11 protein-coding genes are annotated in these 14,000 nt (G+C 54.0%); 2 read left to right on the plus strand and 9 right to left on the minus strand.

Annotated features, from left to right (window positions below; translation table 11 throughout):
- Positions 1-180 precede the first annotated feature (180 nt).
- Together OZX73_RS01060 and gndA are read left to right on the plus strand one after the other, a co-directional pair.
- A complete protein-coding gene (locus OZX73_RS01060; RefSeq protein ID WP_277149831.1) occupies positions 181-1,023 on the plus strand; it encodes a tyrosine-protein phosphatase in 843 nt (280 codons plus the stop codon).
- 376 nt (positions 1,024-1,399) lie between these two features.
- On the plus strand, positions 1,400-2,860 hold the full coding sequence (gene gndA, locus OZX73_RS01065) for an NADP-dependent phosphogluconate dehydrogenase (protein WP_277149833.1): 1,461 nt from the start codon (positions 1,400-1,402) through the stop codon (positions 2,858-2,860).
- Between the two features lie 302 nt (positions 2,861-3,162).
- Here gndA and OZX73_RS01070 read toward each other — a convergent pair whose 3' ends face one another.
- From OZX73_RS01070 to nrdF, 9 genes are all read right to left on the minus strand, one after another.
- Entirely contained in the window at positions 3,163-4,125 is a 963-nt protein-coding gene (locus OZX73_RS01070; RefSeq protein ID WP_277149835.1) for a 6-phosphogluconolactonase, read from the minus strand.
- Between the two features lie 99 nt (positions 4,126-4,224).
- Complete coding sequence (locus OZX73_RS01075) at positions 4,225-5,199, minus strand: glucose-6-phosphate dehydrogenase assembly protein OpcA (RefSeq protein WP_277149837.1); 975 nt, start codon at positions 5,197-5,199, stop codon at positions 4,225-4,227.
- Positions 5,196-6,734 carry a glucose-6-phosphate dehydrogenase gene (zwf, locus tag OZX73_RS01080; RefSeq protein ID WP_277149839.1) on the minus strand — a complete coding sequence of 513 codons (1,539 nt, stop codon included), beginning with the start codon at positions 6,732-6,734 and terminating at the stop codon, positions 5,196-5,198. The genes OZX73_RS01075 and zwf overlap by 4 nt, the downstream gene beginning before the upstream one ends.
- A 73-nt stretch (positions 6,735-6,807) precedes the next feature.
- The gene (locus OZX73_RS01085; RefSeq protein WP_277149841.1) at positions 6,808-8,796 is read right to left on the minus strand and encodes a hypothetical protein; all 1,989 of its coding nucleotides are present in this window, start codon (positions 8,794-8,796) and stop codon (positions 6,808-6,810) included.
- Positions 8,796-10,229 (minus strand): hypothetical protein, encoded by a 1,434-nt coding sequence (locus tag OZX73_RS01090; protein WP_277149842.1) that lies wholly within the window; start codon positions 10,227-10,229, stop codon positions 8,796-8,798. Before OZX73_RS01090 ends, OZX73_RS01085 begins: the two co-directional genes overlap by 1 nt.
- Before the next feature lie 83 nt (positions 10,230-10,312).
- Positions 10,313-10,612: a type II toxin-antitoxin system YafQ family toxin gene (locus OZX73_RS01095; protein WP_277149844.1), complete on the minus strand. Its 300-nt coding sequence runs from the start codon at positions 10,610-10,612 to the stop codon at positions 10,313-10,315.
- Positions 10,593-10,844, minus strand: a complete 252-nt coding sequence (locus OZX73_RS01100) for a type II toxin-antitoxin system RelB/DinJ family antitoxin (RefSeq protein ID WP_277149846.1) — start codon at positions 10,842-10,844, stop codon at positions 10,593-10,595. The genes OZX73_RS01095 and OZX73_RS01100 overlap by 20 nt, the downstream gene beginning before the upstream one ends.
- Positions 10,845-11,239: 395 nt before the next feature.
- The gene (locus tag OZX73_RS01105) at positions 11,240-12,310 is read right to left on the minus strand and encodes a 2,3-butanediol dehydrogenase (protein ID WP_277149848.1); all 1,071 of its coding nucleotides are present in this window, start codon (positions 12,308-12,310) and stop codon (positions 11,240-11,242) included.
- Between the two features lie 242 nt (positions 12,311-12,552).
- Positions 12,553-13,572 (minus strand): class 1b ribonucleoside-diphosphate reductase subunit beta, encoded by a 1,020-nt coding sequence (nrdF, locus tag OZX73_RS01110; protein ID WP_277150871.1) that lies wholly within the window; start codon positions 13,570-13,572, stop codon positions 12,553-12,555.
- Positions 13,573-14,000: the final 428 nt, after the last annotated feature.

The following is a 14,000-nucleotide window of genomic DNA, read 5'->3' on the forward strand; positions in this document are numbered from 1 at the left end:
TTGGTTTGTTTGGGAAACTGGGCTGCAACGTTTGAGGCCTGCGCCGGGTGGTGGAGATGAACTCCTATATTCGGAAATTCGTTCAGGAAAATCTGAGAAATTCCGATAAAATTATTTCATTAACGGTTTTAATGGTGATGTGTTTGTTCAATACCATTAATTGATGAAAGCGGACTTTTTATGACGGCTTTAGACGAAAATAATGCGACCTCGAATAGTAACGATGATTCCGGTGATATTACCGGCACCGGGTACCTCGATTATCGGCCGGCTGGCGACGGGGCGGGCGTCGAGATCGACGGCGTGCCCAATTCCCGCGGTATCGGCGGGTATCCGACGGCGGATGGACGCAAGTTGCGCGACGGGCTTTTCTTCCGCACCGCTGGGCTCAATTTCCTGGGCGAGCATGGTGTCGATGACCTGCGCCGGCTTGGTATCAAGGAAGTGGTGGATTTACGCGACCCGCTTGAGGTGCAGGAATGGCCCTACACGCTCCCCGACGACATCCACGTCGACCGCGTCCCGCTGCTGAAGACCTCCATGACCGAGCAGGGCGGCATGAAGGAGATGGCCAAGGGCATCGATATGTCCGAGATGTACCACGACATCGTTTTCGGCTCTGCCGAGCAGATCGTGCTCATCCTGCGCAAGCTGCTGCGCGAGGACGGCCACCCGATGCTCATCCACTGCACCGCAGGCAAGGACCGCACTGGCATCACCGCTGGCATCCTGATGAGCCTGCTCGGTGTGAGCGACGACATGGTCGTCTCCTGCTATGCCCAGTCCGGCGCGAACCTCGGCGCCGCGTTCAAGAAGGCCGTGCTGAAGGGCCTCACCAACGACGAAAAAGGCGTCGGCCAGATCACGGCCGCTCAGACCGCCATGCTCGCCTCGCCGCCGGAACTCATGCGCGGCGTGCTCGCCGGCATCAAGGACGAATATGGCTCGGTCGAGCAATATTGCCTGCAAAACGGCATGAGCGACGACGAGGCGGCCGGGTTGCGTGCCCTGTTCGTCGAATAAGCGGTGCGGTATTTACTCGATTGCGTATTCCGCGCTTGATTGAATGGGCGCGAGCGATTTTGTAAGCAAATTGCCGTAATGGGATGAATTATTCGTACGTTGCCCTACTTTGAAAATAATCGTCACCAATTAACGATATTTCAAGCTGTTTTATTACGTGCATGTTGCCAGTATTTGCAAGCCAGGCACACTGGGAATGTGGCGTATTCCACGTTTCGCGAATGCGCGTAGGCGTAGGTGGCGATAGACTGGGATTGTGCGTTTCGGACGATGAAACCTCCGAAAACGCTAAGGACTTAGGCGGGTCGAAACGGAGCCGGATGAGATGTGCCGGCCGTCGCGGCCACCGAAGGAATGTCAAATTGAAAGGCGAACAATGACGGAAGCTATTGCAAATATTGGAGTCGTCGGACTGGCGGCCATGGGCTCGAACCTCGCGCGGAACCTTGCGCGCCACGGCAACACGGTGGCCCTTTACAACCGCCACTATGAGCGTACCGAAAAGCTCATGAAGGAACACGGCGACGAGGGCAAATTCGTGCCCGCCAAGACCATCGACGAGTTCGTGGCGTCACTGACCAAGCCGCGCACGGCCATCATCCTGGTCAAGGCCGGGGCCCCGACCGACGCGATGATCGAGGCGCTCGCCGACGCCATGGATCCGGGCGACATCATCGTCGACGGCGGCAATGCCTACTTCAAGGACACCATCCGTCGTGAGAAGGAAATCCGCGCCCGTGGCCTGCACTTTGTCGGCTGCGGTGTTTCCGGTGGCGAAGAGGGCGCCCTGAACGGCCCGGCCATGATGCCCGGCGGCACCGACGAGTCCTGGAAGACCCTCGGCCCAATCCTCAAGTCCATCGCCGCGCAGGCGGAGGGCGAGCCCTGCGTCACCCACATCGGCGAGAACGGCGCCGGCCACTTCGTCAAGATGGTCCACAACGGCATCGAGTACGCCGACATGCAGCTCATCGCCGAAAGCTACGACCTCATGCGCCGCGGCATGGGCATGACCCCCGAAGAGATCGGCGACGTGTTCGAAGAGTGGGACAAGACCGAGCTTAACTCCTACCTCATCGACATCACCGCCGACCTGCTGCACGAGAAGGACAAGAAGACCGGCAAGCCGCTGGTCGACGTCATCGTCGATCAGGCTGGCATGAAGGGCACCGGCACCTGGACGGTCCAGACCGCCCTCGAGCTCGGCACCCCGGTCACGGCCATCGCCGAAGGCGTGTTCGCGCGCGCCCTCTCCTCTCAGGTCGAATTGCGTGAAGGCGCGTCCAAGCAGGACCTCACCGGTCCCAGCGCCAAGATTGAGTTCGCCAACGATGCGGAACGCATGGCCTTCATCGAGGACATCCGCCAGGCGCTCTACGCCTCAAAGATCGTCGCCTACGCGCAGGGCTTCAACGAGATCAGCGATGGCGCCAAGGAATACAACTGGAAGATCGATCTCGCGGCGGTCGCGCGCATCTGGCGCGGCGGTTGCATCATTCGCGCCCAGTTCCTGAACGTCGTTTCCGACGCGTTCGAGTCCGGCGAGGCCGATGTCTCGCTGCTCTTCGCGCCGTACTTCAAGAGCGCCATCGAGAAGGCGCAGGATTCCTGGCGTCGTGTCGTGGCCAAGGCCGCGACCTGCGGCATTCCCGCACCGGTCTTCTCGACCTCGCTTTCCTACTACGACGGCCTGCGCTCCAAGCGCCTGCCTGCCGCCGTCATCCAGGCCCAGCGCGACTACTTCGGCGCCCACACCTACGGCCGCGTCGACGAGCCCGGCGCTTTCCACACCTTCTGGGCTGAAAAGAACCGCCACGAGGAAAAGATGTCCGACTGATTGCTTGGTCGATTAATCGCCAGCGTCTGATTTTCGGATGTTGGTTGCTCGCTAATTGATTATTCGGTTGGCAAGTAACGTTTGTGCCTCTGTTCCGTAAATGGAACAGAGGCACAAATCGTATAGAAGGTGAATTGTTATGTATTCACTACATGATTTTTTCTGCACTCAATGTTTTTCGTGCGGATTTTTTATCAGACAAAACTTTTATTCGCTAATATCTTTGAATACTTGGCATGAACGAATTTGATTCCGATTCATCGATACCAAGCATCTGCCCATCTGTTCACCTATTGAAAATTTTAGAGTTGGGTCACCGCATCGGGCGTGGTGAACCAGACGAATTCGTCGGTTCCCGTGGCGAAGCTGGCCGGGTAGGCGGGATTGTTGGTCTGCGCGAAAACGTGGGCGGTGGCGTCAGCCTTTCCGGCTCCGCAGGTGAGCATCCAGGTGCGACGGCTGCGGGCGAGCATCGACGCGGTCATCGAGACGCGCAACGGCGGCATCTTTGGAGAGTGCGAGACGCCTACGGCCAGGCGGCGCGGGTCGTTCATTTTGATTCCGTCATGACTCGGGAACAGCGACGCGAAGTGGCCGTCTGGTCCCATGCCGAGGATCAGCAGGTCCATTGTGGGCAGCGTGGTTGCCGGTTTGTTGTTGTCGGCTAGGTCGCTTTCCGGGGTACCTCTGTCGACGTCATCGGCCGTATTGACTTCAGTGTTGCCGCTTGTATTACGCGAATTTTTGACACCGACTACTTCATTTGCTGAAAGCTGGTCTTGTCTGCCCAATTCCCGGAACAGCTCGGCTTCATAATCCGCAGCGACTTTGGCCAACAGCTCGCTATTTTCGGCATCGCTGGCGGCGGCGACCTGTTCGGGTGCGCGCGTGTCCGCGGCTATCTCATGGATGTTGCCTTCTGGTAGACGGCCATCCCCGACCAGCTTGTTGAGGAAACGCTTGCGAGCCTGATATGAGCTGCGGTCCTCATCGGTCGCGGCGACGAAACGGTCGTCGCCCCACCAGAAGTGCACGCGGTTGAAATCGATGGCATCGGCCAACGGATTCGAGGCCATATAAGTCAGCGCCTTCAGGATGTCCGAGCCGCCGGTCAACGCAACATCGTAGCGCTCGCGCAACGGCTTCGCCGCCGAACCGCTGTCTCGCTCGCTCAGCCCATCCAAGATAGTGAGCAATGTGCGTTGCGCCGCCGCCTGGGCCACGGTTTCCGCGTCTTTATAGACTTCAAGTTTTCGATTGATCATCGTTACCTCTGACGGTTACGCACAAGTCGGTAGATAGATTTTCCGGAATGGCCATTTTCCGCCAATCTCAAAAAGCTATCTACCGACTTGTGCTTCGGCTCAGCCTTGGATCATGTCCCAGCCTTTGCGGATCACGTCGGCGTAGACCTCGTCCGGGTCGATGCGGCGTAGTTCCTCGCTCAGGCAGTCCTCGAGCGAACGCAACGGCATGGCGACCCTTTGCGGTGCCTGGCCTGGCTGGCTGATGACAGCCTCGCGCGAATCGGGACGTTCCAGCGCGATCGTGCCGTCCGAACGGTTCAGATAGACGCCGGTAATCGCCTCAGCTCCGGTGACATAGCCAAGTTCCACTGGAACCTTCAACGTCAGCGCAAGCCATGCGGCCAATAGCTTCAGCGGCAGGTAATCGGGCTGTCCGCAAACTTTGACGCTTTCGATCGGCAGGTGCGGCGGCTGGTCGATGGTGGTGGCGAGCATCGCGCGCCAGATGGTCAAGCGCGTCCATGAGAAATCGACGTCCTTCGGCTCCCAATTGGCGCGAAGTTTGGCAAAGGTCGCATCGGGGTCGTCGGAACGCAACGCGTCGGTGATGCGGCTTCCGGCCATCGCGCCCAGCGGGTCCTGCGACGGGTTGGCGGGCGGGTTGGTCGGCCACCAAGTGACCACGGGCGCATCCGGCACCAGCAGCGGCATGACCAGCGTATCGGTGTGCTGGCAAAGCCCACCGCGTGGACGCAGGATGATGACCTCACCCGCACCAGCGTCCGCACCAAAGCGAACCTGGGCGTCCAAATCGGTCTCATCCTCGCCGGAATCGGTGACGTAGCAATCCGGTTCCTTGTCGACGTCACAGAACGGCAGTTCCTTGCTGTTCGGCACGATGGCGATGACACGGCACGGGTGCTCGCGGCCGGCGGAATTGGCGATTCTCAGCGCGTTCTCGAGCTCTTGCTCGTCCGTCGAGATGATCAGCGTCAGCACTCGGTCGTTGCCGGCCTCGCCGCGCTCCTGGTGCAGCTCGTCGACTTTGCGCGCGATGGCGTTGGTCTGGGTATCGGGCATTTTGATGATCATGGCATCCTCCAATGGCGTCCGTCGCGTGCGAGCATTTCGTCGGCTTCCTTTGGCCCCCACGTACCGGCGCGGTAAGGCTGTGGCTGGCCGAGCGTGGACCAGAATTCTTCGATCGGGTCCAGGATCTGCCAGCTCAGGTCGACCTCTTTGGTGGTCGGGAAGAGCGGCGGATCGCCGAGCAGCACGTCCAAAATCAACCGTTCGTAAGCCTCGGGCGAGTTTTCGGTGAAGTTTTGGCCGTAGCTGAAGTCCATCGACACGTCGCGGACCTCCATGGCGGTGGCTCCCGGCACCTTCGCGCCGAAGCGCATGGTGACGCCTTCGTTGGGCTGCACGCGGATGACGATGGCGTTGTTGCCAAGCTCGCGCACGGCGGTCTGCTCGAAGGGCAGATGCGGGGCGCGCTTGAAGACCACGGCGATTTCCGTGACACGCTTGCCCAGGCGCTTTCCGGTACGCAGGTAGAACGGCACTCCGGCCCAACGTCGCGTATCGACGTCAAGCGTGATGGCGGCGTAGGTCTCGGTCGTGCTGGACTTGTCGATGCCTTTTTCGTCGAGGTAGCCGCAGACTTCCTGCGAACCCTGCCAACCGGCGGCGTACTGGCCGCGGGCGGTATAGGCTCCGAGGTCACCAGGCAGGCGGACGGCGGAAAGCACTTTTGTCTTTTCGGCCGTGAGGTCGGAAGCGGCGAAGCTCACCGGCTCCTCCATCGCGGTCAGGGCCATCAGTTGCAGCAAATGGTTTTGTATTACGTCTCGTGCAGCGCCGATGCCGTCATAATATCCGGCGCGGCCGCCGATGCCGATGTCTTCGGCCATCGTGATCTGCACATGGTCGACGTAGTTGGAGTTCCAGATCGGCTCGAACATGGAGTTGGCGAACCGCAGCGCCAGCATGTTCTGCACGGTTTCCTTGCCGAGGTAGTGGTCGATGCGGAAGACCGAGCTTGGGTCGAAGACCTCCGAGACCACGCGGTCGAGTTCCTTCGCGCTTTCGAGATCGTGACCGAACGGCTTCTCGATGATGACGCGGCGCCATGCATCGTCGTTGGACTTCGCCAGCCCGGAATCGGCCAGTTGCTTGGAGACGATGGGGAAAGCGCTCGGCGGCACGGACATGTAGAACGCATGGTTGCCGCGGGTGCCGCGGTCGCGGTCGAGCTCCTTGACCGTCTGGCTCAGGCGGTCGAAGGCCGCCTTGTCGTCAAACGTGCCCTGTACGAAACGCATTCCCTTGGCCAGATTGGCCCAGGTCGATTCGCGGAACGGCGTGCGGCAGTGGGCCTTCACGTTTTCCTTGACGAAATTGGCGAATTCCTCGTTGCTCCACGGACGTCTGCCAAAGCCGATGAGCCCGAAGCTCGGCGGCAGCAAACCGCGATTGGCCAGATCGTAAATGGCCGGCTGCAGTTTCTTTTTCGCCAAATCGCCGGTGACGCCGAAAATCACCAGGCTGCAGGGTCCGGCAATGCGTGGCAGCCGCAGGTCTCGCGGATCGCGCAGAGGGTTCACCCAAGTATTTTGTTCACTCATACTTACATACTAGCTGGATAGGGCCATGTGTGGATTAATTATGCCACGCTAAATGTCTGTACTGTTATGCAGTTCACAACTGGTTTAGCTCTATAGGCGCGGACGCAGTAGTCTCTGCTGCATACATCGGATGAATAGGAACTTTCTCTGTAATCAAGAACTTTTTTGGTATGTTGTATTGGAAACCGTTTGCTTCGATAAGTATATTGTTTTCGACTAATAATTCGCTAAGTACTGCAGTCATTTCGTCGATTTCGTAGTTATTTTCGAAATAAGAGCATTGTTTTATTCTATTTTTGAACTGATCAAGGGCTATCCATGCTTGTTGTCTATGCAACTTACATACGGTATGTTGAAGTGTCTCATTGAGAATTTTCAGAAAATGGGGGAACTGTATTTCGGAACTATACATATCTGGGCAAAGTAGAATGATATCTCCCAAAATGGTACCAATCTCAGATGGATCGGAAGCTGCCAGCGCTGATTCGCCTTCCTGCAAAGAATGCGTGTAATCCTGAATGCGCATGATAACTGAGCCGTAAAGTGATTGTTCCATCTCGTTGAGCGTCATTTCGTGCTCTGTATCTAAGTTGAAGAGCTCTAGTGAATAAGTTCTGAGAGCATTGAGAGAAAAATCTGATTTTTGTAGTAATGCCTCGTATGATACCCAGTTATCATGTGTTATCTCGAAAATGCCATATGACGCAAATGACTTTTCTAAGACTTTAGGCAATTGCTCAAGAACCGGTATGACTTCGTAAGGATCAGGAATATCTTTGTAGTCCAAGCACGCTTTCGATCGGTACCAATCTGATGTAGTAAAACATAAATGTGCTAAAGCTTTGAACAGATCTTTATCGTTGCCAAATGTCGCAGGATGAAGAATGATGTATCTAAGAAGTTTATCGACGTCACGGTAAGGTGCTTTGTCGCTCCTGTTATTAAGTATGACACCTTTTAGCAGTTCAATGGTTCTTACGAAAGGAAAAGGTTCGTTTTTCAATATGAAAGTTATGATTTTTGTCGATTTAGCTGCTACCGAATTGATGATGGAATAATCTTGCTCGTCATTGATTTCGTCATTAGTGAGTAATTCTCTGAGAAATGACGGTCCCAGAGATTCATTGTTATCGTAGTTTCTGGCAACGGTCCACATCATTGTGCCAAAGTTGTCTTGAAAGTTTGTAGTTTTGCGGTTCTCTGGATCTGACAGAAAGCCAGCTATATCCACATTTAAAAGATAAGGCGTCTCCAACTGATCCTGATGCTTTATAAGGATATAACGAATGTCTTCTGAAGAAAGGTGATAAAAGAAATCTATCTGATGACGTCTTAACACGCGGGCTTCGAAGCTTGCGACCGAAGGGCTTAAACCTTCTGGGAGTGATACCAAGTAAAAGGGATAGGTCATGTCAATGTATCCGTTGGTAAGAAGTTCAAGGGCGAGATTTCGTCTTACTTCATCATTTTCATCTTTAAAAGCCTTGTCGTAGAGTTTTTGGATGAGGGAATAAAGTGTTTGGCCGCGCTGATAATCTTTTGCATCAAAGTTTCGGCCTTTGGGCTCTTTAGCGGGAGGCAAGGTATATCGAGCATGTTTATTCGCAAGAGATGTGAAATCACTGGCAATGAGGCTCTGCTTAATCTTATAGGGGTCAAAAAGTGGCGTATTTTTTTGTTCCTCAGAACCCTCACGGATTCGTTTATTCTGTGCTTCGATATTTTGATTCCTTAGTTTTAGCCATAAATCATAAATATGATCCAGTATGCTGCGTCCGTTGGGGATTCTTTCAGCATCCGTCAGATACACGTTGCGGTATATCAGTAAACTTAACAACTTTATTTCTGGCGAATGGTAGTTTTTCTCATTACGCTCCTTAATGGTTGAAGCAGTCTCAAGTTGTTTAAGTTGTTTTTTTAATACCTCTTTATAAATGATGAAGTCGTTTCTTATGGTTTTCATGAGGCGGATATCGGTGATATAAGGCGAAACCAATTTGAAGAGCTGTACGTATTCAGCTGTTTTTTCATCGTTTGTGATTGGTGTGGCGTTACTTGTCATTAGGATCTCGCTTCTTTGGATGATTTGCTATTGGTTGCTTTTGGCGGCATGGTCTGGAATACATCTTCCAACAATTCTGTGGAATCGAATGCTGCGCTGAACGGGACGACTGAAATAATAATATCGAAGAACTTCGCTCGGCTGCTTCCAGGTTGGTCTTTGTCTGAATTACTGTTACCATCATCTTGATTTGAAAGCTTGTCGCTGTCGAAGATACTGTCTTTGATTGCGTAAATGAATCTAACGGTTTGCTTGACGCCTGGAGCCTTGTTGATAAGAGTGTTCAGCTCGCGCAAATCATCGAAGATCTCAGGTTCCCCAAAACGGTCCAAATCTTCGAAAACAACGACTGTATAACGTCTGTTGGTCTCGAAAAAGTAGATGATCTCATCAAGGAAATCATCAAAATAAGCGTTGGGAGTTCCGCCTAACGATACGGCTGTCTTATCGAAACTCAGAGAGGTTATATGGAAAGGTGCGCAGATAAAGTAGAAGAAACAGCAGATTAAAAATGTAATGATGAAAGCCGTTATTGCCTCGCCGATTACCGTGGCATTCTGGGCGTTCAGATTCAATTTTGTTACGATTGCCTGGGCCAGCGGAATCTGATCGAGATGGAGGGTCGAATTAATCAGAGCAAAGCGTTTCCCGGCGCCGAAGAGCATTAACAGTATCGTTATACAGATTGCCGAGAAGAATGATTCTGTCGCAATGTGGACTGCATCGGTTTTATGGGCTAGCGTGTACTTGGATTGTTTGGCTTTGTTCGGCTTGTTTGCAAAAATCAATTGCTTGACAATGGCTCGTTGGAGTTTGCGTGTCGTTGTTTCCGGAGGTTTTTGATTGGCCTTTTGAGGAACAGTGAAGGTGCCTTGTGAAGAAGATTCTGTTCTTGAAATTTTGAAAGTGCCGTTTGAAACCGATTCGTTATCGTCAGCATGGGGAGCAAGGGTGGAAAGCGATATGGTAAAGATATGGCGCTTCCATACGGGATTTTGTTGCAAACCGTCAAGAATACTGCTCTTGCCTGTGCCATAAGCTCCCGATAATGCAATATTGCGATTTTTGTCGTTATTGAGCGCTTCTATCAAATACTTGATATACACCATATGGCTGTGGTGTTCTGGATCATATTGCGGAGTCAGGGTTTGCAGTTTATCGTGCTTATTAGATGAGTCTGTTTGCTTTTTGGAATATTTAGCATATTCGTCCGCGGTATCTTGGAAGTAGTATCCTTTTATTGTTTTCCATTGGTTTCGTAACCATGAACGTACTAAGAACCAGAGGTAAGTCAAATATGACGCATGTCTTGATTCAGCATTTTTAAAATAAGCGGAAAATTTGTTTGAAGCAATAAACAAGCCTATGACAACTAATATGACGATTATTACAAAAAATCCCGTATCTTTGATTGATAAACCTGGCTGATTCATCGGGCCTCTTCTCTGATTTCCAATGAATATTAGTCTATCTCAATGTGTGCTCTTATTGTGAATCCGGGTTTATTCTATGTCTGCTATTTGCCTAGCAACTGCTTGTGGCTACCTGTTTCTACGAGAACGAGTGTTAATGTACCATGCTCGATTTGATATACCAGAAGCCAATCGGGCTGTATATGGAGTTCGCGCAATGTGTGGAGGTTGCCTTTTAGAGCATGGTCATCATATTGATGGATCAGAGTGACGGTGTCCTGGTCCATCAACAGTTTGATGACATAATCGAGCTTGTCGAGGTCAAAATGTTTCCGCTTGAGTCGTTTGACATCCTTGAGGAATGTCCCGGTTCGTTTGATGTGGCTAAGCATTCCGTAACTCATCCATGAGATCGTCGACGTTGTCGAAAGTACGGGTGCCGCTGTTCATTGCTTTTTGTACTCGGGTTTCGAAAGCGTCGCGCTTGGGGCGAAAGGGGAGGCCTTGGTCGCTGATGACTTGGCGAAGGAAGATGTTGATGGCGCCGCTCATATCAAGGCCGATGCTTTTCAGCACTTCCTGTGCTTCCTTCTTGACTTCCGGATCGGTACGTACTGCGATGGTTGCGCTGCTCATGGTATGCTCCTTGTATAACTTATTTTCATACAATGTATCGATAATAGCACGAAATTAGGTTACTTTATTTTGAGCAGGAGATTATATGGAGTAATTGATGTATACCGGCGCTTTCCGATACGATGTCGCAAAATCTTTTTCATAAGCTATGCTGAGAACCAAGCCTGCCTTTGAGGAGGTATGGAAGTGGAAGCCGGATGTCCTCGTGTTTCACGAGACCCGGCTTCCGCGCTGTCTACGAAGACTTGTCTTGAGTTTTCCGTAGGGGTTGCGAGCCCGAGAAGTCGGAAATAAAAAACGGGGGATGTTTGGCGTATTGAACCAAAACATTCCCCATCCTGGGTTGATAGGCGAGTGATGCGCCTCCTATCAACCCAAAGCAACGGATTGGAGCTTTAGAGTTCCGGGGTGATCATCACCTTGACCTGGGACTTGTCGGTGGCCAGGGCCTTGATGCCCTCGATGGCGTCGTCGAGGCTGACCTTCTTGGTGATGACCGGCTTGAACTGGTCCTGATGGGCGTTAATGATGCCGAGGACGGTGTCGAAGCTGTTCTGGTAGCACAGCGTGGTGTAGATGTCGATGCCCTGCATGATCGCGTCATCGGTGAAGTTGACGGAGACGGGCTGGCCGAACAGGGCGACGAGCATGATCTTGCCGGTGCGGCGGGTGACCTTGAGCGCGGTGTCGAACGTGGCCTGCACGCCGGCGCACTCGAAAGTGATGTCCACGCCGGTGGGGTAGTCGGCGCGAATGACCGCGTTGACGTCCTGCTTGGCCGGGTTGAGCACGTCGGTGAAGCCGAGCTCGCGGGCCTTGGCCAGGCGGACTTCGGAAACGTCGGAGATGTAGACGCGAGTCGCGCCTGCGATGCGGGCGAGCAGTGCGGTGGTCAGGCCGATCGGGCCGGCGCCCATCACCGCGACGGTCTGGCCTGCGCGCAGTCCGACCTTCTTGATGCCTTCGTAGGAAACCGAGACCGGCTCGCACAGCGCTCCGAGGTCGTAATCCATGCCTTCGGGCAGCTTGTGGGCGAAGACGTCATCGATGTTCGCGTACTCGGCCATGCCGCCATCCTGCGAGAAGCCCAGGAAGTTGCCGGCGCCGTCCTCGGCCACGACGTTGTCGCAGAAATTGTAGTTGCCCGAACGGCAGTTGGCGCACTTGCCGCAAGCCAGCAGCGGCTCGACGGCGATGCCGTCTCCCACCTTCAGATCGGTGACCGCGCTGCCGACTTTGACGACCTCGCCGGAGAACTCGTGGCCCAGCGTGATCGGCACAGTCTTGCCGGTCAGTGGGTGCGGCTGCGTCGGCAGGCCCCAGCCTTCTGCGTAGGCGTGGAGATCCGAGCCGCAAATGCCGCAGTTCTTCACCTTGATCTGTACCTGATCCGGCTTTGGATCCGCAATGGCGACATCCTCGACGCGCACATCTTCCTGACCGTAAATGCGAACAGCTCTCATCATTGATTCCTTTCGTATAGGGGCTTTATTACCCCGGTGTCTCTTTTATTATATAAAAGCAGGCAATACGTATGGGCGATTGTGCGTTAACGCTAACATGAGGTTGCCGAAAACGGCCTCATTGTGGGTCTGAGCTGTCAACAAATATGGAAAGACCAGGAACGAGGTTATGGAATATCGCCGAATCCGCCTTGTTCCCGGTCTTTGTATTACAGTTATCGCGCTATATCAAGCTCGCTATCGAATCAGAAGTCCCAATCGTCGTCATCGGTGGCCTCGGCGTTGCCGATAACATAGGAGGAGCCCGAACCGGAGAAGAAGTCGTGGTTCTCGTCGGCCGAGGGGGAGAGCGCGGCGATGATCTCAGGGCTCACCTTGGTCTCGGCGGCGCTGAACTTGGCCTCGTAGCCGAGGTTCATCAGCGTCTTGTTGGCGTTGTAGCGCACGAACGCCTGCACATCGTCGATGAAATCGAAGCCTTCGTAGACCTGGTCGGAATACTTGACTTCCAGCTCGTAAAGCTGGTTCAGCAAGTCGTCGGTATACTTTTTGAGCATCTCCTGATCGGCGGCGGTGCGGTGCTCGAGGTGGCGCTGGTACTTGTAGCCGGAATAGTAGCCGTGGATGGCCTTGTCGCGCAGGATGAGGCGGATCATGTCGGCCGTGTTCATCAGCTTCGCACGGCTGGAGAAGTAAAGCGGCAGGTAGAAGCCCGCGTAGAGCAACAGCGAGGAAAGCATGACGGCCGCGACCTTGCGCTTCAAGGGATCGTCGGACTGGTACTGCTCCATGACGATGCGCACGCGCTCCTGCACCAGGTCGTTGCCCACAGCCCAGCGGTAGGCCTCGTCAATCTGTTCGGAAGAGCAAAGGGTGGAGAATATAGAGGAGTAGGAGCGGGCGTGCACCGACTGCATGAAGGCGATGTTGGTGTAGATGGCCTGCTCGTGCTCGGTCAGCGCATCCGGAATCTGGACGAGTTCGCCCACGGTGGCCTGCTCGGTGTCGAGCGTGGTCAGCCCGGTGAAAACGCGCACGGTGGTCTGACGCTCGTGCTCGGTCAAAGAACGCCAGGAAGGGATGTCGTTGGACAGCGGCACCTTCTCGGGCAGCCAGAAGTTGGCGATGAGGCGATTCCAGACCTCGAGGTCCTTGTCGTCCTGGATGTTGTTCCAGTTGACGGGGCGGATGCGCATGGACTTCGGATCCACGCCCTTCGCGAAGGCCGTCGACCACTGCGGAGGTGTCAGCGAATCGGCCATCATCTTGTCGTCGGCGAGTTTGACCTCGTTTGTCATGGGTGTTCCTTCTTTTCGTGCCGGTCTGTTTTAAAGTTTTGCGGTACCCGCTTCGCGCTTTGGCCGGCTGCTCGTGAATGCGTTCGGAGGGTTCATTCTCCCGTATTCCGTTGACATAGAGCGCTGGTTTTCGACACCGGCAACACTACATCTAGTGGTTAGGCAACGCGATACCTCTACATATAGTAATCGGTCGGTCATGGCTCCGCTTGGCGGCACGCGGTATATTGCTGTGATGTATCTAACACAGGTGGCTTCTATGTTGCGCGGTTGACGTTTACGCCATAAATAAGCCGCTGACCCCATCTGAGAGGCCCAAATGTGTCGCGAATGATTTCTTTCCATATAAATAGGCCGCTGGGGCAAGCTAAGAGGCCCGAATATGTCGCGGATAA

Source organism: Bifidobacterium sp. ESL0775 (assembly GCF_029395475.1).
Taxonomy (GTDB): domain Bacteria; phylum Actinomycetota; class Actinomycetes; order Actinomycetales; family Bifidobacteriaceae; genus Bifidobacterium.

What these genes read in the sequence shown, in the direction of transcription:
- OZX73_RS01060 (WP_277149831.1), top strand. Translation starts at nt 181, where the DNA reads ATGACGGCTTTAGACGAAAATAATGCGACCTCGAATAGTAACGATGAT.
- OZX73_RS01070 (WP_277149835.1), bottom strand. Translation starts at nt 4,125, where the DNA reads ATGATCAATCGAAAACTTGAAGTCTATAAAGACGCGGAAACCGTGGCC.
- OZX73_RS01100 (WP_277149846.1), bottom strand. Translation starts at nt 10,844, where the DNA reads ATGAGCAGCGCAACCATCGCAGTACGTACCGATCCGGAAGTCAAGAAG.
- OZX73_RS01090 (WP_277149842.1), bottom strand. Translation starts at nt 10,229, where the DNA reads ATGAATCAGCCAGGTTTATCAATCAAAGATACGGGATTTTTTGTAATA.
- nrdF (WP_277150871.1), bottom strand. Translation starts at nt 13,572, where the DNA reads ATGATGGCCGATTCGCTGACACCTCCGCAGTGGTCGACGGCCTTCGCG.
- OZX73_RS01085 (WP_277149841.1), bottom strand. Translation starts at nt 8,796, where the DNA reads ATGACAAGTAACGCCACACCAATCACAAACGATGAAAAAACAGCTGAA.
- OZX73_RS01075 (WP_277149837.1), bottom strand. Translation starts at nt 5,199, where the DNA reads ATGATCATCAAAATGCCCGATACCCAGACCAACGCCATCGCGCGCAAA.
- gndA (WP_277149833.1), top strand. Translation starts at nt 1,400, where the DNA reads ATGACGGAAGCTATTGCAAATATTGGAGTCGTCGGACTGGCGGCCATG.
- OZX73_RS01105 (WP_277149848.1), bottom strand. Translation starts at nt 12,310, where the DNA reads ATGATGAGAGCTGTTCGCATTTACGGTCAGGAAGATGTGCGCGTCGAG.
- zwf (WP_277149839.1), bottom strand. Translation starts at nt 6,734, where the DNA reads ATGAGTGAACAAAATACTTGGGTGAACCCTCTGCGCGATCCGCGAGAC.
- OZX73_RS01095 (WP_277149844.1), bottom strand. Translation starts at nt 10,612, where the DNA reads ATGAGTTACGGAATGCTTAGCCACATCAAACGAACCGGGACATTCCTC.